The sequence below is a fragment of the Spirochaeta thermophila DSM 6578 genome, assembly GCF_000184345.1.
Lineage (GTDB): Bacteria > Spirochaetota > Spirochaetia > Winmispirales > Winmispiraceae > Winmispira > Winmispira thermophila.
Map to the genome: position 1 here is coordinate 1,207,474 of NC_017583.1, position 21,043 is coordinate 1,228,516.

At 58.2% G+C, this 21,043-nt stretch carries 28 protein-coding genes; 21 read left to right on the forward strand and 7 right to left on the reverse strand.

The annotated features are described in order from the left end of the window. The first annotated feature begins 31 nt into the window (after window positions 1-31). A complete protein-coding gene (locus tag SPITH_RS05465) occupies window positions 32-304 on the forward strand; it encodes a DUF3276 family protein (protein ID WP_013313833.1) in 273 nt (90 codons plus the stop codon). Here SPITH_RS05465 and SPITH_RS11950 read toward each other — a convergent pair. Beyond that, on the reverse strand, window positions 240-821 hold the full coding sequence (locus tag SPITH_RS11950; RefSeq protein WP_014624699.1) for a ribonuclease HII: 582 nt from the start codon (window positions 819-821) through the stop codon (window positions 240-242). The two genes, SPITH_RS05465 and SPITH_RS11950, sit on opposite strands and share 65 nt — an antisense overlap. A 112-nt stretch (window positions 822-933) precedes the next feature. On the opposite strand from SPITH_RS11950, the gene SPITH_RS05470 reads away from it, so the two are divergent. From SPITH_RS05470 to SPITH_RS05540, 14 genes are all read left to right on the forward strand, one after another. Then, on the forward strand, window positions 934-3,717 hold the full coding sequence (locus SPITH_RS05470; RefSeq protein ID WP_014624700.1) for a chromosome segregation SMC family protein: 2,784 nt from the start codon (window positions 934-936) through the stop codon (window positions 3,715-3,717). 342 nt (window positions 3,718-4,059) lie between these two features. Then, window positions 4,060-5,250 carry a hypothetical protein gene (locus SPITH_RS12225; protein ID WP_014624701.1) on the forward strand — a complete coding sequence of 397 codons (1,191 nt, stop codon included), beginning with the start codon at window positions 4,060-4,062 and terminating at the stop codon, window positions 5,248-5,250. Window positions 5,251-5,319: 69 nt separating this feature from the next. Continuing rightward, the gene (gene ffh, locus SPITH_RS05485) at window positions 5,320-6,651 is read left to right on the forward strand and encodes a signal recognition particle protein (RefSeq protein ID WP_014624702.1); all 1,332 of its coding nucleotides are present in this window, start codon (window positions 5,320-5,322) and stop codon (window positions 6,649-6,651) included. A gap of 18 nt (window positions 6,652-6,669) precedes the next feature. After that, complete coding sequence (rpsP, locus tag SPITH_RS05490; protein ID WP_014624703.1) at window positions 6,670-6,921, forward strand: 30S ribosomal protein S16; 252 nt, start codon at window positions 6,670-6,672, stop codon at window positions 6,919-6,921. Between the two features lie 10 nt (window positions 6,922-6,931). Beyond that, entirely contained in the window at window positions 6,932-7,165 is a 234-nt protein-coding gene (locus tag SPITH_RS05495; RefSeq protein ID WP_013313840.1) for a KH domain-containing protein, read from the forward strand. A 4-nt stretch (window positions 7,166-7,169) separates the two neighbouring features. Continuing rightward, on the forward strand, window positions 7,170-7,685 hold the full coding sequence (gene rimM, locus SPITH_RS05500) for a ribosome maturation factor RimM (RefSeq protein ID WP_014624704.1): 516 nt from the start codon (window positions 7,170-7,172) through the stop codon (window positions 7,683-7,685). Next, the gene (gene trmD / locus SPITH_RS05505) at window positions 7,682-8,428 is read left to right on the forward strand and encodes a tRNA (guanosine(37)-N1)-methyltransferase TrmD (RefSeq protein WP_014624705.1); all 747 of its coding nucleotides are present in this window, start codon (window positions 7,682-7,684) and stop codon (window positions 8,426-8,428) included. Before rimM ends, trmD begins: the two co-directional genes overlap by 4 nt. Beyond that, entirely contained in the window at window positions 8,406-8,762 is a 357-nt protein-coding gene (gene rplS, locus SPITH_RS05510) for a 50S ribosomal protein L19 (protein ID WP_014624706.1), read from the forward strand. The genes trmD and rplS overlap by 23 nt, the downstream gene beginning before the upstream one ends. Window positions 8,763-8,885: 123 nt before the next feature. Continuing rightward, entirely contained in the window at window positions 8,886-9,677 is a 792-nt protein-coding gene (locus tag SPITH_RS05515; protein WP_245523467.1) for a hypothetical protein, read from the forward strand. Continuing rightward, window positions 9,674-9,988 (forward strand): EscU/YscU/HrcU family type III secretion system export apparatus switch protein, encoded by a 315-nt coding sequence (locus SPITH_RS05520; RefSeq protein WP_014624708.1) that lies wholly within the window; start codon window positions 9,674-9,676, stop codon window positions 9,986-9,988. Before SPITH_RS05515 ends, SPITH_RS05520 begins: the two co-directional genes overlap by 4 nt. Continuing rightward, the gene (locus SPITH_RS05525) at window positions 9,966-11,114 is read left to right on the forward strand and encodes an HD domain-containing phosphohydrolase (protein ID WP_014624709.1); all 1,149 of its coding nucleotides are present in this window, start codon (window positions 9,966-9,968) and stop codon (window positions 11,112-11,114) included. Before SPITH_RS05520 ends, SPITH_RS05525 begins: the two co-directional genes overlap by 23 nt. After that, window positions 11,111-11,494: a YraN family protein gene (locus SPITH_RS05530; RefSeq protein ID WP_014624710.1), complete on the forward strand. Its 384-nt coding sequence runs from the start codon at window positions 11,111-11,113 to the stop codon at window positions 11,492-11,494. Before SPITH_RS05525 ends, SPITH_RS05530 begins: the two co-directional genes overlap by 4 nt. After that, complete coding sequence (locus SPITH_RS05535; RefSeq protein ID WP_014624711.1) at window positions 11,469-11,654, forward strand: hypothetical protein; 186 nt, start codon at window positions 11,469-11,471, stop codon at window positions 11,652-11,654. The genes SPITH_RS05530 and SPITH_RS05535 overlap by 26 nt, the downstream gene beginning before the upstream one ends. Further along, window positions 11,614-12,003: a hypothetical protein gene (locus SPITH_RS05540; protein ID WP_014624712.1), complete on the forward strand. Its 390-nt coding sequence runs from the start codon at window positions 11,614-11,616 to the stop codon at window positions 12,001-12,003. The genes SPITH_RS05535 and SPITH_RS05540 overlap by 41 nt, the downstream gene beginning before the upstream one ends. Before the next feature lie 19 nt (window positions 12,004-12,022). Here SPITH_RS05540 and SPITH_RS05545 read toward each other — a convergent pair whose 3' ends face one another. After that, entirely contained in the window at window positions 12,023-12,688 is a 666-nt protein-coding gene (locus tag SPITH_RS05545; RefSeq protein WP_014624713.1) for a hypothetical protein, read from the reverse strand. A gap of 67 nt (window positions 12,689-12,755) precedes the next feature. Here SPITH_RS05545 and coaD point away from each other — a divergent pair, with 67 nt between their 5' ends. The 5 genes from coaD to rnc all read left to right on the forward strand — a co-directional run bounded on the left by coaD (window position 12,756) and on the right by rnc (window position 15,600). Further along, window positions 12,756-13,247: a pantetheine-phosphate adenylyltransferase gene (coaD, locus tag SPITH_RS05550; protein WP_014624714.1), complete on the forward strand. Its 492-nt coding sequence runs from the start codon at window positions 12,756-12,758 to the stop codon at window positions 13,245-13,247. After that, window positions 13,244-14,248, forward strand: coding sequence for a calcium/sodium antiporter (locus SPITH_RS05555; RefSeq protein WP_014624715.1), 1,005 nt, complete (start codon window positions 13,244-13,246; stop codon window positions 14,246-14,248). The genes coaD and SPITH_RS05555 overlap by 4 nt, the downstream gene beginning before the upstream one ends. A gap of 128 nt (window positions 14,249-14,376) precedes the next feature. Next, window positions 14,377-14,565: a 50S ribosomal protein L32 gene (gene rpmF, locus SPITH_RS11955; RefSeq protein WP_014624716.1), complete on the forward strand. Its 189-nt coding sequence runs from the start codon at window positions 14,377-14,379 to the stop codon at window positions 14,563-14,565. A 30-nt stretch (window positions 14,566-14,595) separates the two neighbouring features. Beyond that, window positions 14,596-14,838 carry an acyl carrier protein gene (gene acpP, locus SPITH_RS05560; RefSeq protein ID WP_013313852.1) on the forward strand — a complete coding sequence of 81 codons (243 nt, stop codon included), beginning with the start codon at window positions 14,596-14,598 and terminating at the stop codon, window positions 14,836-14,838. A 6-nt stretch (window positions 14,839-14,844) separates the two neighbouring features. Continuing rightward, window positions 14,845-15,600 (forward strand): ribonuclease III, encoded by a 756-nt coding sequence (rnc, locus tag SPITH_RS05565; protein WP_014624717.1) that lies wholly within the window; start codon window positions 14,845-14,847, stop codon window positions 15,598-15,600. Window positions 15,601-15,606: 6 nt separating this feature from the next. Here the strand turns inward: rnc and SPITH_RS05570 are convergent, their stop codons facing one another. Then, window positions 15,607-16,992, reverse strand: a complete 1,386-nt coding sequence (locus tag SPITH_RS05570) for a CCA tRNA nucleotidyltransferase (RefSeq protein WP_014624718.1) — start codon at window positions 16,990-16,992, stop codon at window positions 15,607-15,609. Window positions 16,993-17,074: 82 nt separating this feature from the next. Further along, window positions 17,075-17,947: a flagellin N-terminal helical domain-containing protein gene (locus tag SPITH_RS05575; protein ID WP_014624719.1), complete on the reverse strand. Its 873-nt coding sequence runs from the start codon at window positions 17,945-17,947 to the stop codon at window positions 17,075-17,077. Between the two features lie 145 nt (window positions 17,948-18,092). On the opposite strand from SPITH_RS05575, the gene SPITH_RS05580 reads away from it, so the two are divergent. Further along, window positions 18,093-18,743 (forward strand): thiamine diphosphokinase, encoded by a 651-nt coding sequence (locus SPITH_RS05580; RefSeq protein WP_014624720.1) that lies wholly within the window; start codon window positions 18,093-18,095, stop codon window positions 18,741-18,743. A 14-nt stretch (window positions 18,744-18,757) separates the two neighbouring features. On the opposite strand, the gene SPITH_RS05585 is transcribed toward SPITH_RS05580, so the two are convergent. The 3 genes from SPITH_RS05585 to SPITH_RS05595 are packed head-to-tail and all read right to left on the reverse strand — an operon-like array spanning window position 18,758 to window position 21,025. Further along, window positions 18,758-19,261 carry an HIT family protein gene (locus SPITH_RS05585; protein ID WP_013313857.1) on the reverse strand — a complete coding sequence of 168 codons (504 nt, stop codon included), beginning with the start codon at window positions 19,259-19,261 and terminating at the stop codon, window positions 18,758-18,760. Between the two features lie 10 nt (window positions 19,262-19,271). Beyond that, a complete protein-coding gene (locus tag SPITH_RS05590; protein ID WP_014624721.1) occupies window positions 19,272-20,084 on the reverse strand; it encodes an SPFH domain-containing protein in 813 nt (270 codons plus the stop codon). Continuing rightward, window positions 20,081-21,025: an HAD family hydrolase gene (locus tag SPITH_RS05595; protein WP_014624722.1), complete on the reverse strand. Its 945-nt coding sequence runs from the start codon at window positions 21,023-21,025 to the stop codon at window positions 20,081-20,083. The genes SPITH_RS05590 and SPITH_RS05595 overlap by 4 nt, the downstream gene beginning before the upstream one ends. Between the last annotated feature and the right edge of the window lie 18 nt (window positions 21,026-21,043).

Below are 21,043 nucleotides of genomic sequence, written 5' to 3' on the forward strand. Positions count from 1 at the left end.
CTCATCAATGATACGTAGAGAAGGAGTGAGTATGGGGACAAGAGGAGAACTCTTTTCATCAAAGGTATTCGCAGGCAAGAGGACCTACTTCTTCAATGTGAAAGAGAACCGGTATGGAGAACTCTTCCTCGCAATCGTGGAGAGCAGAAAGGATGAGCTGGGGGAAGGGTTTGAGAGGGATCAGGTGGTGGTCTACAGGGAAGATCTCTACCGTTTCCTCAACGGCCTAAGGGAAGCGCTCAAGGAGATCGAGCGGCTCGAACAAGAAAGGTCCGACGATGAATTGGGCAGCTTCCGATTGTGAGAATCCGTTCCCTGTGAAGCCGGGTGGGGTAACCTTTGTGCTGTGAAAAGGTGTATTCTGGCAGAAACCTATGATAGATCTTCATCCATTCATCCCGGAAGACTTTAGCCACGATGGATGCAGCCATGACTTCAGGTACGAACGTGTCTGCTTTTACTACCGCCCGTGCATGAGTGATGGACGGGGGGGCGTGCCTCCCGTCTATCACTACTTCGGTGGGAACGAGGGACGGCGATAGCTTCTGTATCAACATTTCGTAGGCCCGTTCCATCGCCTTGAGCGTGGCGTTGTGGATGTTGAGACGATCGACTTCGTGCGGCCACGCCCATCCCACCCCGACGGCTGCTGCCGCTTCCTGTATGAGAGGAAAGAGACGCTCCCTCTCTTCAGGGGAGAGTTTTTTTGAGTCCTTGAGCCCGGGCAGGGAGGTTCCAGGCGTGAGAACCACCGCTGCAGCCACCACCGGGCCGGCGAGAGGGCCTCTGCCTACCTCGTCGATGCCGCATACCGTATCCATGGGGTGAGTCCCATCTTACCAGGGGTTCCTATCCCCTTGCAAGGCTTTCCCTTTACAGCCCACCTTTCTCCTGCTATGATTCCCCATCATTACTATCTGATCAGGACGGTGCATGATACTCAAGGCGGTTGAGCTTTTCGGTTTCAAATCCTTCGGCGAGAAGACGAGAATAGAGTTCCGGGAAGGAGTGACGGCCATCGTTGGCCCAAATGGTTGTGGGAAGAGTAATATCGTGGATGCGATCAAATGGGTGTTGGGCGAACAGAGCACCAAGACTCTTCGTACCTCTTCCATGGAGGAGGTCATCTTCAATGGAACCGAGGACAGAAAACCTCTCAATGTGGCGGAAGTGACGCTCATCCTGAGCAACAACGAGGGGCATCTTCCTCTCGACTTCGATGAGATCGCCATAAGGAGGAGGGTGTATCGCTCGGGGGAGAGCGAGTATGCGATCAACAATGCTCCTGTGCGCCTCAGGGACGTGAAGGAGCTCTTTTTCGATACGGGGATAGGTAAATCCGCGTATTCCATCATGGAGCAGGGGAAGATCGACCAGATCCTCTCCTCACGTCCAGAGGATCGAAGACAGATATTCGAAGAGGCCGCGGGGATCACCAGATACCGCCAGCGGGAAGTCGAAGCGAACCAGAAACTCCTCCGGACGGAAGAGAACATGGTTCACGTGGAATCCGTACTTCGTGAAGTGGAAAAGAGATATCATGCCCTCAAGGCGCAGGCCGAAAAGGTGGAACGGTATCGTGCACTCTCGGAGGAGATCTTCCAAATCGAGATAAAACAGTCTCTTCTCAAGTATCGGCGCATAGAGAAGGCCCTCGTGCGTCACCGGGAGAGGCTCCGGGAGCGACAGGAGGAGAGAAGCAGGCTGAAAGAGCAGATACATCGCTTGAACGATTCGGTGGAGGACAGCCTTGATACCATGGGCTCGTTGGAACACGATCTCGCACGTTATCAAAGGGAGGTATATGGACTAGAGGTGAAGCGACACAGCCTTTCCTCCCAGATGACCCTCCTCTCTGAACAGATCAGTGAGATCGAAGGAAAGATCTCCACCGACCGGGTGAGGGAGCAACACCTTCGTGATCGTCTCCTCCGTATCGAATCGAGTATTGTGGAGAAAGAGAAGGAATACGAACGCATTCTCGAGGAGCGGCGACATATCCAGAGCCAGATACAGGAATGGGAAGAGAGCATCGCTGTTTCCGAGCGTCAGATCATCGCCTTCGAGCAGGAAATCGCTGATTCTGAAGGCATGATCGGCGAGTTGGAACGGGAACGAGAACACCTCCATGGAGAGCTCGCGAATCTCACGGAAGAGATTGTGAAGGAGCTCGATGAAGGCTTGAAGAGGAGCAATTTCTCCGCAAAGGAACGAGTCTCACTCTCGCACGCGCTCCGTGAGTCCCTCGATCACCTCCTTGCCAGGATCCGTCACAGACGGGAGATCCTGCAGGACTTCAAGCGGCTCGGGAATCCCGACCCCCCCTTTGAGGAATGGCTGGAAGAGATGGCCCGGGCGGTGGAGCAGGCGAGAGACCTCTATGCCGCGTATCTGGCCACGGAACCTTCATTTCTCGAGGCCTTCACCGCTCCCGAGGGGATCATCACCAAGAAACGGGCTATTGATAATTTACTTGAAGATGTAACAAAAAAAATACAGTCTTCTCGGGAAAGGATAGCCGAGCTCCAGACCCGCATCCGTGAGGTCCGTACCAGAAACGAACAGCGGCGGAAATCCCTCGAGGACCTGCGATTGACGAGTACCAGGATCGCGACTCAGGCGGAAGCCCTCCGTGAGACCGTGAATGCCCTCCTGAGGGACAAGGAGGAGACGCTCTCCTTGATCAACCAGATCCAGAAGGAGGTGGATCTTTCGAACCGACGACTCGATACCGTGAAGGCTTCCCTCCATGCCCTCGAACGGGAGCAGAAGGCCCTCCTCCAGGAGGAGGCTTCCTGTAGAGAAAAGATCGTCCAGATAGAGCGTAACATCAAGGAGAAGAATTCTGCTATCTCTTCTCATGAAAATGAAATAAAACAAAAGATGGGGGAGCTTTCCCGGCTCCAGGAGGATGTGGAGCGGCTCCAGGTGGAAGTCGCGCGGTATGAAGAGGAGATCAAGGGACTGGAGACGTATTTCGAGGACCAGCACGGGAGGAGCCTGAGGGAATTCCTTCAGATGGAAGTGCAGGAGAATCCAGGGGATCTCGCCCGTGTGTTGGCGGAGAAGAGAGAGGAACGGAGGCGACTGGGTAACGTGAACTTCATGGCTGCGGAGGAATTCAAGGACGTGAAGGACCGCTATGAATTCCTCGTGTCCCAACTCAGCGATCTGAACAAGGCAAAGGAAAACCTCACCACTGTGCTCCAGGAGATCCGTAGGGAATCGAGGGAACTCTTTCTCGCCACCTATGAGAAGATCAAGGTGAACTTTCATCAGGTGTTCCGACGTCTGTTCGGTGGCGGGAGGGCAGAGCTCAAACTGCTTGATCCCTCCGATCCTCTCGAGTCGGGTATCGAAATCTTCGCACAGCCTCCCGGTAAAAAGCTCGAGCACATCGGGTTGCTTTCAGGGGGGGAACGATCGCTCACCGCGGTGGCGTTATTGTTCGCCATCTATATGGTGAAACCATCTCCCTTCTGTATCCTGGATGAGATAGATGCCCCTCTTGATGAGAACAATATCGGAAGGTTCGTGGAGCTCCTCAGGGAGTTCAGCGAGCGTTCCCAGTTCATCGTGATCACCCACAACAAGAAGACCATCACAGGAGCCGACAACCTTCTCGGGGTCACCATGGAAGAGTCCGGGATCTCCAAGATAGTGACCATACGACTTCTGGGGAAGGAAGAGCCCTCATATGCGGAGGATATCGTTTAAAAGACTCCCTCTCCACGTACTACTCTCACTCCTTGCCGGTGGACTCCTGGGCATAGGTATCGCAGTGTGGGTCTGGAGCGGTATTCCCTCAGGTCCAGACGAGGCACCGGAGTCTCCTGCCCCCGTCTCTTCTTCTCCCATCGCTTCATTCTATAGCGTTGATGATCTCCTGATACCCGATCTCTTCCGGAGGATCACTGAGTTCCGGCTTTTCCCCCTTCGGAATGCAGCGGACGCCTGGACATCCGATGAATTGGAAGAGTGGTGGATGATGGTCGAAGGAAGCGAGGATTATCGGGCACGTGTCCGTCGTGAAATTCGTACGATTCTGGAGCATATCCCATGATGCTGAATCGGTTCTGGAGGACGATCGTCGCCGCTTTTTCCCTCTGCCTGGCCCCTCTCCCAGGTCTTCAGCTCGCATTCGATCTCCCCTTTGATCTGCTGGCCGATCCGTCGGATGAACCGGAGCAGGGCTGGATGAAGCTCGAAGAACTCCTCCTTCTCGACCCCCTCCCGGATCTCATGGAGGGGGAGGAGAGGAGTGCAGAGCGGATGACATCTTCTCCGGAGACCGGTCATTCTCCGACTCCCATGATCGCTCCCTCCCCGAGCCCTTCGCCGGTCCCCACACCCACACCCACCCCCACTCCCACTCCCACCCCCACCCCCACCGCCCCCCTCCTCCCCACCACCCTCCAGCCCGACGAAACCGACCACCAGACCATCCCCTACCAGGAGATCATCCCTGTCGTGCTCGAAGGCCCGGGCTGGATATTCGCCGGCGCCCGTGAAGGCGGCACCGTGACCCTCGAGGATCGCCTCTCCACCGGAAGCACCACCATCTTCCAGTTCGCCCTCCCGGCCCCCGGCACCTACACCCTCTTCTTCCAGCAACAGAACCCCTACGACGGCACCATGCGCATCAAAGAACTCATCCTCGAGATCACCCCACCTTCCACCCCCCGCGGCCTCACCACCCCCCTCGCGTCCCCCGGCCCCACCCCCGTCTCCACCCCTGCCCCTCTCTCCACCCCGGCATCCCCTCTCCCTTCCCCCACCCTCCGGGAAGCCCTCGCTCTCATCGATCGAGGCGCCTACGACCAGGCCCTCGACACCCTCCAGACCCTCCTCTCCGCCTCTCCCGACGACACCCTCCCCATACGCGCCCAGCTCTTCCGCCTCGGGACCCTCACCCGCACCCCCGACCTCATCGCCCGCCACGTCGAAGCCGCCTCCCTCCTTTCCCCCCCCGTCCTCCTCGACGCCCTCACCCTCCTCCTCGACACCCACACCTACCCCCCCATCCCCTCCATTCTCGAGACCCTCGACCAGGCCCCCCTCACTCCCGCCCAGCGCGAAGACCTCCTCTACTACCGCGCCCGCTACTACGAGGAAGCCCCTCCCCATCGGATCGAGGATGCCTATGACCTCTATCGACGCATCCTCGAGACCTATCCCCTTACCCAGAGGAGAAAAGAGATACTCTCCCGGATGCGCCATCTCGAGCGACATTATCTCTATGTGAGATAAACAGTTTGCTTGACTTTTCCCGGGGATTTCGTTATACATAGAGCTTGCCTTTGGCAGAAGGGGAGATGCATGTTTGATCGCATAAGCGCAACCTTTCAGGACATCGTCCGTAGCATCACCGGCAAGGCCACCATAAGCCCGAAAAACATCGAGGAAGCGGTGGAACAGATAAAGTACGCCCTCCTCGAGGCCGACGTCCATGTCCGCGTCGTACGACGATTCGTCAACCAGACCATCCAGGAAGCCACCGGAGAACGCGTCCTCAAGTCCGTCACCCCGGGCCAGCAATTCGTGAAGATCCTCTACGACAAGCTCGTCTCCTTCCTCGGCGACGAACGGCAGGACCTCACACTCAAAGGTCCCGACACCCTGAGCATCATCCTCCTCGCAGGCCTCCAAGGGTCGGGAAAGACCACCACCGCGGCGAAACTCGCGCTCCATCTCAAGAAGAAGGGGAGGCGCCCCCTTCTGGTGGCAGCCGACCTCGCCAGGCCGGCCGCCATAGACCAGCTCGAGACCCTGGGCGCCTCCATCGACGTACCCGTCTATACCGACCGGTCCCAGAAGGACCCGCGCGCGGTGGTGAAGCGCGCCCTCTCGCACGCGAAGCGGCAGGCCGTCGACACCCTCATCGTGGACACCGCGGGTCGCCATCAGGTCGACCGGGAGCTCATGGATGAACTCTCCCGCCTCGTCCGAGACCTTTCCCCCGACGAGGCCCTCCTCGTGGCCGACGCCATGACCGGTCAGACGGCCGTGGACGTGGCCAAAGCCTTCAACGAGGCCGTGGGCATCACCGGTGTCGTACTCACCAAGTTCGACTCCGACACCAGGGGCGGCGCAGCCCTCTCCATACGAACCATCACCGGCGCGCCCATCAAGTTCATAGGCGTCGGCGAGAAGGTCGACGACCTCGAACCCTTCTATCCCGACCGCATCGCTTCCCGTATCCTTGGCATGGGTGACGTGGTCACCCTCGTGGAGAAGGCTCGGGAGCTCACCGAGGCGGAGGAGGCCGAGAAGCTTCAGGAGAAGATCAAGAAGGCCACCTTCACGCTCGAGGACTATCTTGAACAATTCCAGAAAATCAAGAAAATGGGGAGTCTACAGAAGCTCGCCGAACTCGTCCCCGGGATGGAGGCAGCCCTCGGGGGGCAGGAGATCGACGAGAAGGCCATACGAAGGGAGGAAGCTATCATCCTTTCCATGACGCCTGCGGAGCGACGCAACCCCCGGATCATAGGCCCCTCCCGTAAGAAGCGTATCGCCCGAGGGAGCGGCACCTCGGTCTACGAGGTCAACCGCCTCTTGAAAAATTTTGAAAAAACGCGTCTTATGATGAAGAAGATGCTGAAACAGAAAGGAATGCAGCAGTCCATGCCTACGTCGTGGATGAGCTAGCACAGGAGGAGGATAGCGGTGGTCAAGATCAGACTCAAGCGATTCGGTACCAAGAAGCGGCCGTACTACCGGATTGTGGTCGCCGAATCTCGGAACCCGCGCGATGGACGGGTACTCGATGAGGTGGGACTCTATCACCCCATCGAAAAGGACCCGGAGAAGCAGATCGTGGTGAAAGAAGAGCAGGTCCGGGAGTGGCTGAAGAAGGGTGCACAGCCGAGCGAAACGGTGAAGCGCCTTCTCAACAAAAAGAACATCACCGTGAAATGAGAGGTGGGTAATGGAAAAGGAACTCGTCGCCTACATCGCGAAGGCCCTGGTCGATAATCCGGACAGCGTCGAGGTGAACCTCATCGAAGGCGAGAAGTCCACCATCCTCGAACTCAGGGTGGATCCCAACGACGTGGGGAAGGTGATCGGCAAACACGGCCGCATCGCCAAGGCGATCCGTACCATACTGGGCGCGGCTGCGACCAAGACGGGCAAGCGGGTGATCCTCGAGATCCTCGACTGAGTCGATGAAGGATCGGCTTGCCATAGGGTACATCCGGTCCGCCCATGGCACCAACGGTGCCCTCAGAGTACACAGCTTTTCGGGGGAGAGTGAGCACTTCAGAAAGCTGGAGCGGCTCACTCTCCGTTATCGCGGTATCGAACGCGAGTACGAGGTGGAAGGCGTCTTCGGCACACATCCCACCCTTCTCCTGAAGCTCAAGGGAGTGGATACCCGGGAAGCCGCCCAGCGTCTCCAGGGGTGGGAGATCTGGGTGTCGCGTGAGAAGGCCGCCCCCTGCAGGGAAGGGGAGTACTACATCGCCGATCTCGAAGGGTGCGAGGTGTACAGCAGGGGAGAAGCGGGTTCGGTGTTCCATGGGACGATCGTCGCCGTGATCGAAGCGCCGCACGCCTTCCTTCTCGAGGTGGCCCTCTCGGGCGGAGGGCGGGCCATGATTCCCTTTCAGGATCACTTCGTCGGCGAAGTCGACATCCTGAGGCGAAGAATCGAGCTCAAGACTCCATGGATCCTCGAATGAACATCGTGGTACTCACCCTCTTTCCGGAGCTGGTGGAGCCCTATTTCACCACCTCCATTCCCGCCAAGGCGGTGGAACGAGGACTCATCTCCTATACCCTCGTGAACTTCCGGGACTTCGCCCACGATCGTCATCGGACATGTGACGATGCACCCTACGGCGGGGGAGCGGGAATGGTGATCAAACCCGAACCTCTCGCCGAGGCACTCGACAGCGTGGACGCCCTTTCACACACCGTGGTATATCCCAGTGCCGCGGGATACCGGTTCACCCAGCAGGTCGCTCGGGACCTCTCCCGCGAGGAGACCCTCATCTTCATCTGCGGCCGTTACGAAGGGGTGGACCAACGGGTGCTCGACTTCTATCGAGCGCGGGAGTACTCCATCGGCGACTACGTGCTCTCCAGCGGGGAACTCGCCGCGCTCGTGATGATCGACGCCGTCATCCGCCTCCGGGAAGGGGTCATCACCCGGGAATCCCTGGAGGAGGAGAGCTATGCCTCCGGTCTCCTGGAGTATCCGCATTACACGAGGCCCGTGGAGTTCCGAGGGATGTCCGTTCCCGAGGTGCTTCTCTCGGGACATCACGCGGAGATCCGCAGGTGGAGGCTCAGGAAAAGCCTCGAGAGGACTCTGGACAGGCGTCCCGATTTACTGCATAATAAAGCGCTCACAGAAGAGGAAAAAGGCATTCTCAAGATCATCTTAGAGGAGAGAGGAGATGAACGAGCTACAGGCGATTGAAGCGAGGCAGATGGTGGACGAGCGGGACAACTTCAACGTGGGGGATACGGTACGTGTCCACTTCCGCATCGTCGAGGGCCAGAATGAACGGATTCAGGTCTTCGAAGGTATCGTCATCGCGAAAAAGCACGGCGGCCTCAGGGAGACGTTCATCGTGCGTAAGATTTCCTATGGGGTGGGAGTGGAGCGCATCTTTCCCCTCCATTCGCCCCGCATTCAGAAGATCGAAGTGGTGAGGAGAGGAAAGGTCCGACGTGCGAAGCTCTACTTCCTGCGCGATCGCATCGGAAAGCGCGCCACCCGGGTGAAAGAGAAACTTCCCACGAAGAAGTAGACGATGTTCGTCTGGGACGTCCAACGACAGCATCCACTTGCGAGGGTAGAGGGGATACGACAGGGTTCGGTCGTATCCCTTTTTGTTTTGAGAAAGGCTGGCTCCGGGCTCTGGGAAGCCCGTGTGGGAGCACACCACTACGTGGTGAAGAGCAGCCTCCCCCTCGAAGAGGGGGCTCGCTACACCGCGAGAGTCGAGCGACGCCACGGGGTGATCTATCTCAGGATCCTCTCCCCCCCCTTTCGGGACCCGTTTTCTCCTCTCTCCCGGTTCCTGCTGACGAAGTACGCATACCTCATCCCCCCCCGTTTCCTTCGGTTCCTTGAGACAAAGGCGGACGAAGGCGCCTTGGGTGCCCGCGAACTCGGCCTCATCGTGAGGGCGCTCCTCAAAGGCCTCGCACCCGAACCCGAGCTCCTCGAACGACTCCTCTCCGAACTTTCCCTCCCTTTCCCGGCTCCGAAAGAGATGGAGACCCCCTGTGTCTATTTCCCCTCACTCGGGGGGCACGAGGAACAGAGACCGGGGGTGCTGCCCTTCTTCAACTCCCTCCAAGGCCCCGATCACACGGCCTGGATCGTCCCGTTCCGCTTTTTCCTCGCACAGGACCGCTCGATCGAGGGGTGTCTCTCCTATGAGAGACGGGAGGCGGCTTCCCCCATCGAGCGTTATACGCTTCACCTAAAGGGACACGCCGAATACGTCTTCATTCTCTGGAGGGCTCCCTCCCGGAGGATCGATGTCTTCCTCTCACCGGAAGTCTTCGAGCCCCATGGAGACCTCATCGCCGGCCTGAAGCGCCGGCTCGAGGGACAGGGGTTTCCCTGTCACGTCAACCCTCTCCCCAGGGACGTCTTCGACGGCTTCGAGATCCATGTTCCCGGCAGGGGGATGCAGGTGGATCTCTCGGTATGAGACAGGAGAAGGATCAGGACAGGAGGCGGAGCGCGTCCGCCGCCGTCGCCATGAAGTACACTCCCGAGCTCCCGGCTCCTTTCGTGATCGCGAAGGGAAGAGGGAAGACCGCCGATCTCATACTGGAGCTTGCCCGGGAACATCGCATCCCGATAGTGGAGCATCGTATCGCGCGCGAAGGGTATGACCTCTTCCTCCCGGGGACGTATATTCCAGAGGATCTCTATGAAGTGGTAGCGACGATTTTCGCGTTTGTGTATAGTATAGAAAAACGGAGTGTACGAAAAGATGAAAGTGATAGCGATCAATGAGTTGAAACCGGGGATCCGCTTCACCTCGCCGGTCTACCTCGACAAGGAGAAAAAGAGCCTCTTCCTTCCCGCCGACGTGCCCCTCAAGGGAAAGGACCTCCAGAAACTCATCAAATGGAACATAGAGGAGGTCTACTCCGAAGGGGAAGCCATCGATCCCGACAACACGAGGGATCTCATGCTCTTTCTCTCCTCGTTCCACACCCCGCATCAGAAGGAGCTCTACGAGCGGTTGAAGGGGGTCATAGGAGAGACAAAGGAGGTCTTCGACCGTATAGCGGAGATGTCATCGGTCCAGCGAGACCACATCGACCGTATCGTGGATGGTCTCGTTTCCATCGTGGAGCGGTTTGGACAGGAGGTGCTCCACTTCGTACTCTACAGCGGTGTCGATGTCTATGACCTGCCGGCGAACGGGGTGTGCATCACCCTCCTCTCCCTCCTCCTCGCGGAGACGCTCCAGGTGCCTCGGCATCGGCGTCTCTCTCTCGGAACCGGCGCGCTTCTCCACGATGTGGGCATGTTGCGCATCCCCGAACACATCCTCCACAAGGACTCTTCCCTCACGGAGACCGAACTTCATCTGATGAGGACGCATCCGGTGCACGCCTACCGCATCATCCACAACGAGTTGGGCTATCCCGAGGAAGTGGCCCTCGTGGCCCTCCAGCACCACGAGCGCTGGGACGGCCGTGGGTATCCGAAGAGTCTGGTAGGGGACGAGATCTCCCCCTTCGCGAGGATCGTTTCGGTCGCCGATGCCTTCCAGGCCATGGTGAGCGACAGACCCTATCGGAGCCCTCTCACCGGGTACACGGCCATGCGATCGATTCTCAGCGAGAACGGAAAGCGCTTCGACCCGGAGATCCTGAAGGCCTTCATCCGTACGGTGGGGATCTACCCCTTGGGGAGTCTGGTGGTCCTCAATAACGGGGCGGTGGGGGTGGTGGTGGAGACCAACCCCCGGGCACCTCTCAGACCGCGACTCCGCCTCCTCGTGTCGGCGGAGGGCCGCGAACTTGGAGGGAGGGACGAGGCAGCGTGTGATCTCGAGAAGAACCGTTCCCTCTTCATCGTGAAGGCCGTGGAGCCCCAGGAGATCAAGTCACGGCTCGTGTCGCGATGAACCGACGGGCCCAAGGCGCGCGTGGGGAGGAACAGGCAGTCTCCTATCTCCTCGCCGAAGGCTACCGGATTCTGGAAAGAAATTTTACAGGATCGGCGGGAGAGGTCGATATTATAGCTGTAAGGGGACGAACGCTCGTCTTCGTCGAAGTGAAATCCTGGAAGGGGTTCGGGATGTCCGATCTTGAATACGCACTCTCCCCCAGGAAGAAGGAACGCATCGTGCGTACCGCTCGTGAGTTCCTCCTGCGTGGAGGATTCGATGAGGAGAGGTTCGACATCCGATTCGATGTAGTCTTCATAGGACGCTCGGGAGAGGTCCGTCATATACCAGCAGCGTTTGACGGGACGGAAGATGGTACGGATTGCTCGGGAGATTGATCCACGCAGGATAGAGGATCTCAAGAAGAAGATCCAGGATGAGCACTATCTGGAGGAGGCTATTGACCGAATCGCCACGATCATTACCATAGAGCTCATCCAGAGAGGAAAGGCGGTCCATGAGCAGGAAGAGACGGAGAAGAGGCAACCGCAGGCCTGACGACAGCGGGAATCGTTCCCGGACATCACCCCCTCAGGAGAAGACGTCCCAACACGCGTTACCTGTGTTCACGTGCTCCCATTGCGGTGAGGCCATCGCCGACGTGCTCCAGGCCATCTCCCACCCCGATACGGGAGACCCCATCCATTTCGAATGCGCCGTATCGCTCATAAAGGAAAAGGAACAGCTTCGGGAAGGAGAGGAAATCTGCTACCTCGGCGGAGGGAGCTTCGGGATCGTATTACGCAAGAGTCCACCGAGTCCCGTACGGTTCTTCGTGAGAAAGCGCATCGAGTTCGAACCTCAGGAGAGGAAGGACTGGCGCAAACAGCTCCACCTCTCACCCTGAGCCGTGATCCTCAGCATTGTCACTCTTCCCATCCGTAGAGGATCCCCTCGAGGAGGGCGTACACCCTCTCGGTCGTTCCTCGAGGGAACGGGCCTTCGAGGGAGAGCATGAGGGGCGAGAGAAAGGATTCATCCTGGAAGAGGAGAGGGGTCCTTCGGGCGTGTACCTCTGCACAGGCCAGGACGAGGGAGAAGAGTGAGAGATCGGGTTCGATCACCCCATAGTATTCGAGCAGGTTCCCCAGTACCGAGACCCCTTGCGGAGTGAGTGGGGAACCCTCGTCTGCAATCAGGGGCAGGAGATAACGGGGGAGCACGGAGCGCCTTTCTCCTTCTTCGGAGAGTATACGGAGGATGACAGGGGTCCGCTCATGAGGGTCGATCCTGGAGAGCAGGTTCGTCACCTTCTGGAGAGTCAGGTGATCCCTTCTTCCCTCACCTCGCATGAGGACCCCTTCAAGCAGGTAGAGGATCTCTTGGGTGTTCAAGTGGGGTGAGGTTTCCTCCATCTCCTTCTCGAGGCTGGAGAGGAGATGAGAGGTGAGTATGGGATCCCCAGAACGCATCTCCTGTTCGAAGAGTAGGAAATCCGGCTTCCTGCGGGTCTCGAGTATCCAGTCGGGCTCGGTCTGAGCCGTCAGCGTGGAGACGAACAGACACCAGAGCAGGAAACCTTCCCGTTTCATCCCTACTGTACACTCTACACCATTTTTCTCGGTTGTCAAACGGAGGAGGGGGGGATATACTCGCCCTATGCCCAAAGTGATATATCCGGGTTCGTTTGATCCTCCCACGTACGGGCATCTCAATATCATCGAGCGAGCGGCCCGTATCTTCGAGTCCGTGGAAGTGGTGATCTCGGTGAATCCGCGGAAGAAGTCTACTTTCTCCCCTGACGAACGGAAGGCCCTTCTCGACGACCTCGTGCGCGGTATGGCCAACGTGAGCATAGTGGTGTGGGATGGGCTGGTGGTGGACTATGCCAAGGCCACGGGTGCACAGGTGATCATACGAGGGGTCCGTGCCCTCGGTGATTTCGCACATGAGTTCGAACTCGCCATGCTCAACAAAGGGCTCGATCCCGAAGTCGAGACCATATTCATACCCACCGACCCGCAATACTTCGTCCTTCGATCGTCCGCCATCAAGGAGATCGTCTCGTTCGGAGGGGATGTCTCCTCCCTGGTTCCCTCCTCCGTGGAAAGAGCACTCCGCGAGAGATTGGGGGAGGAGGGGAGGCGATGACCTTCCACCTCCTGTTCGCCCTCCTCGGAGTGGTGGGAGGGGTGTGGGCCCTCTATTACGGGGGGAACGAATTCGTACGGGGCGCCTCGCTCCTCGCGACCCGTCTGCGGGTCTCGCCTCTCGCGGTGGGGCTCACCGTGGTGGCGATGGGCACCTCTGCTCCCGAGTTCTTCGTGAGTTTTCTCGCAGCCCTCCAGGGTCATCCCAGTATCGCCGTGGGAAACGTGGTGGGGAGCAATGTGGCGAACGTCCTGCTCATCCTCGGGGTGGCTTCCCTCCTGGCTCCCGTCATGAAGGAGGCACAGCTCTTCACCTTCGACTTCCCATGGCTCTTCTTCTCGTACTTGCTCGTCTTCATTGGGGTGATCGTGTATTACCCCTCGTCTTATGGCGCCTTTGCACGGTGGGCGGGTGGGCTCCTCCTCCTCTCCCTTGCGGCCTACCTCACCTTGCTCTACAGGAAGAGCAAGAAGGAACAGCGACTCCAGGAGGAGCTTCTCAAGGCCGAAGGTCTCGTGGAAGACGTGCACGAGAGAACCGTCTCCCTTTCCCGCATCGTCGTCCGCCTCTTTCTCGGTCTTTCCTTCCTCCTCCTCGGTTCCGAAGCCCTCATCCGTGGAAGCACATGGCTCGCCCGGGAGGTGCTGCATGTCTCGGAACGTTTCATCTCCCTCACGGTGATCGCGATAGGCACGAGTCTTCCCGAGCTCGTCACCTCGATCGTGGCAAGTACGAAGGACGAGAACGAGATCTCACTCGGGAACATCGTGGGGAGCAATATCTTCAATGTGATGGGTGTGCTCGGGGTGAGTGCCGTGCTGTCGCCCCTGCATGTCTCCCTCCCGGAGTTCTGGTACGACTATGGAATGATGTGTCTCTCCTCGGCTCTCCTCGTGGTTCTCCTCAAGCGGAGGGGGCGTGTGGGGAGACCAGCGGGGGCAGGGTTTCTCCTGCTCTATACGGGATACATCGTCCTGCTCTATTTCACCAGGTTCCAGTAGTATTCGGCTCTCAGCCGATTTCTAACTCACTTTTAGTGAAGAGGATATGAGAAAATCACAAGAGGGTTGACTTTTTTTCATTCTTACGATAGTGTTGAAGCATTCGAGTACAGGAGATAGGAGCACAGATGGCGGTACCAAAGTATAAGACTTCCAAAGCCCGTTCGAGGCGGCGTCGGTCGATCAACATGAAGCTCTCGCCAGTGGGGCTGAGCGTGTGTCCCAACTGTGGGAGCAAGGTGCGGCCGCACAGGGTGTGTCCGAAGTGCGGACACTACAAGGATCAGCAGGTCCTAGAGCCAGAGGAGATGGCCTGATCAATCCTAAAGGAGAAGGGAGATCGCATCATGGACGAACTCTTTGAAAAGATGAAGAAACTTATCGCCGAAAAGCTCGAGATCGAGGAAGACAAGATCACCCTGGATTCCTCTTTCCGTCAGGATCTTGGGGCGGATAGCCTCGATACGTACGAGCTCGTATATGCCATCGAAGAGGAACTGGGGATCACCATCCCTGACGAAAAGGCCAATGAGTTTGAGACGGTGCGCGATGCGCTTGAATTCATAAAGGCAGAATTGGAGAAGAAATAAGCACCTGTGTGGTTTCTTAAGACATCTGGAAGAAATGAACGGGCTGATTCTCCCCTTTCTGACGATCGAAAGAAAGAGCTTCGACTCTTCGAAAAACAGGTAGGGATCAGGTTCAGAAGCCTCGAGCTTCTGAACCTGGCGTTTTCCCATCGTTCCTATGCAAACGAGCGTGTTTCGATGGGGGACAACGAGCGCCTCGAATTCCTTGGTGACGCGGTGCTCGGACTGGCGGTCGCCGATTACCTGTACAGGACGTTTCCCGAGAAACAGGAAGGGGAACTCGCCCGCATAAAGTCGTTCGTGGTGAGCGAGGACACCCTCTACGAGATCGCCCGAAGGATAAAGGTGGACAACTTCATCCTCATCAGCAAGGGTGAAGAGTATGCCGGGGGGAGGACGAAGAAGGCCCTCCTCGCCGACGCGATGGAGGCAATCATAGGGGCGTATTTCCTCGATGCAGGGTTCGAGGCGGCGAGGGACTTCGTCCTCCGGCTGGTGGTGCCGGAGATCGAGAAAGTCGTCGAGAACCGCCACAAGAAAGACTACAAGACCCTCCTTCAGGAATACGTGCAGAAGAATTTCAAGACCTACCCTCGCTACAGGGTGGTGGAGAAACTCGGCCCTGAACACAACCGTACCTTCAGGATCGAGGTGCAGATCCGTGACAAGAAGTACGGCCCTGGGGAGGGGAAGAACAAAAAGGAAGCCGAGCAGAGTGCCGCCTCCATCGCCTACAGGGCCATCGTCGGTGACGAGGATTGAATCCGTTCAGACGTGTTGTTTCCCCCTCTGGGTATAGAAATTCCGTGCGAGCTCTGTGAGGCGCGCGCGGGTGTTCTGAGAGGGGTCTTCGAGTACCGCGTCCAGGAGAAATCTGAGGGTTTTCCCCATCCAGGGACCGGGAGGGATACCGGCGTCTTCCTGGAGGATGTGTCCGTCCACCGCAAGGTCCTTTATGCTGAGGGGGGTGTTTTCGGCAAGGAGGCGCTCCGCCCTTGCTTTGAGTCCCGCAAGATCGTGGGAAGGAGCCGTCTCCCCCGTCATCCCTATCCGGTCCGCGATCCTGAGCTTGATGAGTCGTTCCAAATACTCCGGACCCGTACGGTGGAGGAAACGGCGTACTGCTGCGTCCGTCCAGTCGGGTGTGTAGTCGAACATGTGGTGTCTGATCAGGTGGCTCACATCCTGGATGACGGCGTTGGGGAACTTCAGCCTCTTCAGTATGCGTTGAGCCAGATGAGACGATACGTGTTCGTGACGATGGAAGTGGATGCCACCGAGATCGTCCTCACTGAGGGTCTCGGGCTTCCCGATGTCGTGAAGGAGCCCCGCCCACCTGAGTGGCGGATCGGAGGGGGGGAGTGCGTCACAGGTGTGAAGGAGATGATCGAGGACGTCGAACCTGTGGGGAGGAGACTGAAGCACACCTCTGCACTTCTCGAGCTCCGGGAGTACGATGGAGAGTATCCCGGTCTCTTCCATCTGCAGAAATCCTCGGGAAGGACGGACTGCTTCCATGATCTTGGAGAGCTCGTCCCGTATCCGTTCCCAGGAGATACGTCTCAGGTGCTCCACATGCCTCCCTATGGCTGTATAGGTCTCCTGTTCTATCGAAAATGAGAGCTGGGTGGCGAAGCGTATGGCCCTGAGAATCCGCAGTGCATCCTCCTCGAACCTCTCCTCAGGGTTTCCGATGGCCTTTATGAGTCTCCTCTTGATATCGCTGTACCCATCGAACGGGTCGAAGAATTCTCCGGTGAGAGGATCGAGTGCCATGGCGTTGATGGTGAAGTCTCTCCGTGAGAGATCCTCCTCGAGGGATGTGGTGAACCGCACTTCGTCGGGGTGCCGGCCGTCTGAATAGGATGTTTCCACCCGGAAGGTGGTGACCTCGTAGCAGTGATCCCTGAACACGATCGTGACGGTGCCGTGTTGGATCCCCGTGGGAATGACCCTCCTGAAGAGCTTCATCACCTCTCGAGGGGGGGCATCCGTGGCAAGATCGTAGTCTTCGGGGGGAGTACCCAGAGCCAAGTTCCTGAGGGCGCCCCCGACGATATAGCAGGAGAATCCGTGTTTCCTCAGTGTCCTGCAGACGAGCAGGAGCGTTCCGGGGAAACGGGGGAGAGGAAACGGTGCTCTGCGCGCTTCCATGGAGCCAAGTATATGGATGGGGGGAGTTCTGTCAATAAAAAGGCCCCGAGGATCGGGGCCTTTCGATACAGGTGTCACGGGACTACCTGAGCAGCTCGAGTACCGACTGAGGCTTCTGGTTGGCCTGGGCGAGCATGGCGGTGGAGGTCTGAATCAGGATCTGCTTCTTCACGTACTCCACCATCTCTGCAGCCATATCCGCGTCCCTGATCCTCGACTCTGCGGCCTGGAGGTTCTCGGCGCCTATGGAGAGGCTCTTTCGGGAGTACTCCAGCCTGTTCTGATACGCACCGAGATCGGCCCTCTGCTTGTTCACCTTGAGGAGGGCCTTGTCGATGAGACCGATGGCCCTGTTGGCATCCTCCGGGGTGCCGAGGGTGAAGAAACTGGCGGTATGGGGGAGTCCGTTGGTGCTCTGGATACCGAGGCCCTGCGCAGTCATGGTCCCGATATAGACTCGCTCGCGCTGATCCATGTTGGCTCCGATGTGGAACCACATGCTGGCGGTGACCACGTTCTCTCCGGTCTCCCGCGCGAATCTTCCGGTGAGGAGGTTCATGCCGTTGAACTGGGCGTGGGATGCGATCCTGTTGATCTCGTCCACCAGCTGGGAGACTTCGACCTGGATCTGCATCCTGTCCTCGTCCGAGTAGATGCCGTTGGCGGCCTGAACTGCCAGTTCCCTCAGCCGCTGGAGGATGTCCTGGATATCCTGGAGATATCCCTCGGCGGTCTGGATGAACGAGATGCCGTCGGCGGCGTTTCTCTCGGCCTGCCTGAGTCCCCGGATCTGGGAACGCATCTTCTCGGAGACGGCAAGGCCTGATGCATCGTCAGAGGCCCTGTTGATACGGAGACCGGACGAGAGCTTTTCCATGCTCTTGTCCATGTCAATCCCGTTGAACTTGTTCTGACGATGAGCGAAGAGGGCACTGATGTTGTGATTGATAATCATGTGCTATCCTCCGTGATAGATTGTGGGAACCTCCCTGTTCCCTGGTCTCGACGAGACCTCTCTTCAATTGTCGGATGCCTCTGCAGGCGCTTTATCATTTTTCCCGTAGTTGACAGATGCCTCTGGTTTTTCGTTACATAGACCCATGGACGTGGGGGTCGTCTGTACGGGAGGGCTCGGACCGGAAAAGGAGCTCGTCGCATCTCTCCTGTCGCGGACGGAGGATCCGGATCGGATCTTCGTGGTGGCCGCTGACTCCGGTCTCCTCCTGTGCAGAGAGTATGGGCTGACCCCCCACCTCTTCGTGGGAGACCTCGATTCCCTCCCGGACAGAAGCGTGCTCCACGCCTTTCCTCGTACCGAGGTGAGGATATTCCCCAGGGACAAGGACTATACCGATACGGAACTCGCGATAGAGGCTCTCAGGGAGAGAGGGGTGCATCGCTGGTTTCTCCTTGGAGGGGGAGGGGGACGTGCCGATCAGTTCCTCGGCATTGTCTCCCTGTGCATCCGCGACTTTCATCCTGAGGTGTGGCTCACCCACCGCGAGGAGATCCGGGTGCTCCGGGAAGGATGCAGATACAGGATCGACGTGCAGAGGGGTGACATCATTTCCCTCTTTCCTCTCTCCTGCAGGAGGTGCCGTGCCGTCACGAGAGGATTGCGGTGGCCGCTGGACTCCCTCGAGTGGCGGCCGGGGGATATGGGTATCAGCAACGAGGCGGTGGAGGATGTCGTGGAGGTCATGGTGGTGGAGGGACGGTACCTCTGGGTGAGGAACCTCGCCCCCGTGTGAAGGATGGCCGAAGGTCAGGAGGGTGGAGGAAAGAGTCCTTTCTCTCTCGCCGTCTCCTTGAGCCGATCGAGGGTCCTCCGCGGGTCTTCCACGAGTATACGGTTGCCTCCGAGCAGCTCTCCTATTCCGATTTCGTTCGGAAAGCGGGGGATGATGTGCTGGTGGAGGTGGGGGATCGACGCTCCTGCACACAGCCCCATGTTGAATCCCACATTGTAGCCGGAGGGATGATAGGTGTGGTCCAGGAGTGTCAGGCACGCCCTTGTGAGATCGATGAGACGGACCTGCTGTTCCCCCGTGAGGTCTCGTATGTCCTCCGTGTGGTGGCGAGGGAAGAGGAGGAGGTGTCCGGGATTGTAGGGGTAGAGATTGACCGACACCATGAACGTCTCGTCCTCCCAGAGAACGAGTTCAGGTACCGTACCGTCGTGTTGGGCTATGTGACAGAGGATGCATCCCTTGTCCGTCGTCCGTGATTGTACGTAACCGAGTTTGTTGAAGACGAAGAAGTAGGCCATGGCAACGCCACTATTCGAGGCCTTCCAGAATCCCCAAAGGGTCGGGATTCGAAGGGTCGAGTTTGAAGTACTCTATGAGGATGGGATACTCCTGAAGCACCTTTCCGTACCGTTCCATCCGTTCGAGGAGGATCTTCTCCCGTTCCTCTCTGAATGCCCGCTCCCTTACCGCAGCCCTTCGTGCCTCTGCCTGGGCCTTGAGGATCTCCTCGTAGAGCTGTCGGGCCTGACGGTAGATCTCGAGGTCCGGAAGGCGTTCGAGATCGACGGAAAGGGTGAGTAGTTCGAAGGCCGGCATCTCTTCCCGGAAACGTTCCGAGAGCTTCGGTCCGAAAGCATCCATGTCGAGCGATGTATCCGAGATCACCCGGGAGAATGTCTGTTCCGTGAGGTCCCGGATTCGAACCTCTTGGTTCTCATACCAGTCCTCCAGATCATCCGGGAGGATCCCCTCTCGGGCGAGGGAGGGCAGGTACGAGGGGCGGAGGCGATAGGAGAGGTGGACGACCAGCCGGTAGGAGAACTCGGCTGAGGTAGGAAGGATTTCCGAGAAGAGATCGGCCGAGGGAAGCCCTCCTTCGACCACGATGTCCGTGGCCCGCGTGGTCACGGGATATGCGTGGAGCGTGAGATTGGTGGGGATGAGTCGTTCCCACCGCCACACGAATTCACCAGGGGCGACTACCCGTGAGGCCCATCCGGATGTCTTGGTGAAGATCACGCCGTATTCATGTTCGTCCAGTGAGAATTGGATCCATCCCGCATAGAAAATCGCCCCTCCGATCAGTAAGAGAATGACGAGCACGATGATGAACTTCTTCATCGCGGCACCTCCTTCGTGGCGGTTATCGGAGAGAGGAGTTCCCTGAGATCCGTGATCACGCAATCCGGAACCACTCCCCGGCACGACGGATCCTCCTCCCGCGTTCTCAGTGATCGGGAATCCCCGGCGAAGAGCGCAGTCCGGAACCCGACCTCGGCGGCAGGGGCGATGTCGTTCCTCATATCGTTTCCGACATAGAGCACCTGATCGGGATCGACACCTTCGGTTTCGAGCAGACTCCTCGCTTTCTCGAAGAGCGAGCGAGAAGGTTTCGCCTCACCACAGAGGAACGAGTAGATGCAGAGGTCGCTCCTGAATCCCAGAGAGGGGGGGAAGTGATTCCAGAAGTGCCTGAAGAGGAGGGGTGTGTAGAACTGTGCGTTGGAGATGATACCCAAGGTGAAGCCTGCTTCCCGGAGGAAAGACAGGAGCTCCTCCGCCCCGGGCATGGGGAAGACCGGATTCGAGATGAGCTCGTACCGGATGGCCAGGAGGGGGAGATCCTCTTCGGAGGGGCTTTCGCCCTCGAAGCGTCCTTCTTCGATCAAAGCTTCGATGAACTCCTTCCAGATCTCCAGGATATCCACCTCGGGAAAGAGGATGCCTTCCCTCCTGCGTGCCTCGTGATGTTTCTCGATGAGCGAGAAGAAGATCGAGGTATACGAGGCATCTTCCTCCATGAGAGGGAACCCGGCTTCCCTCATGGCCCGCCGCATGGCATGCTCGGGGTTCTGTGTCTGCACCACCCCGATATCGCCGCTTCCCGAGATGAAGAGGGTGCCGTATACGTCGAACAGCAGCGCCTTTATCGGGAGGGACTCGGGGAGAATCGGATCCCTGTCCGTCGGATGTGGCTCGAGCGGGGTCAGATACCTGTGGAAGACCAGTTCCGCCCGTCGGTACAATCCTTCGGAGTAGAGACTACCCTCCACACGATCCATGTGATAGTGATACTATAG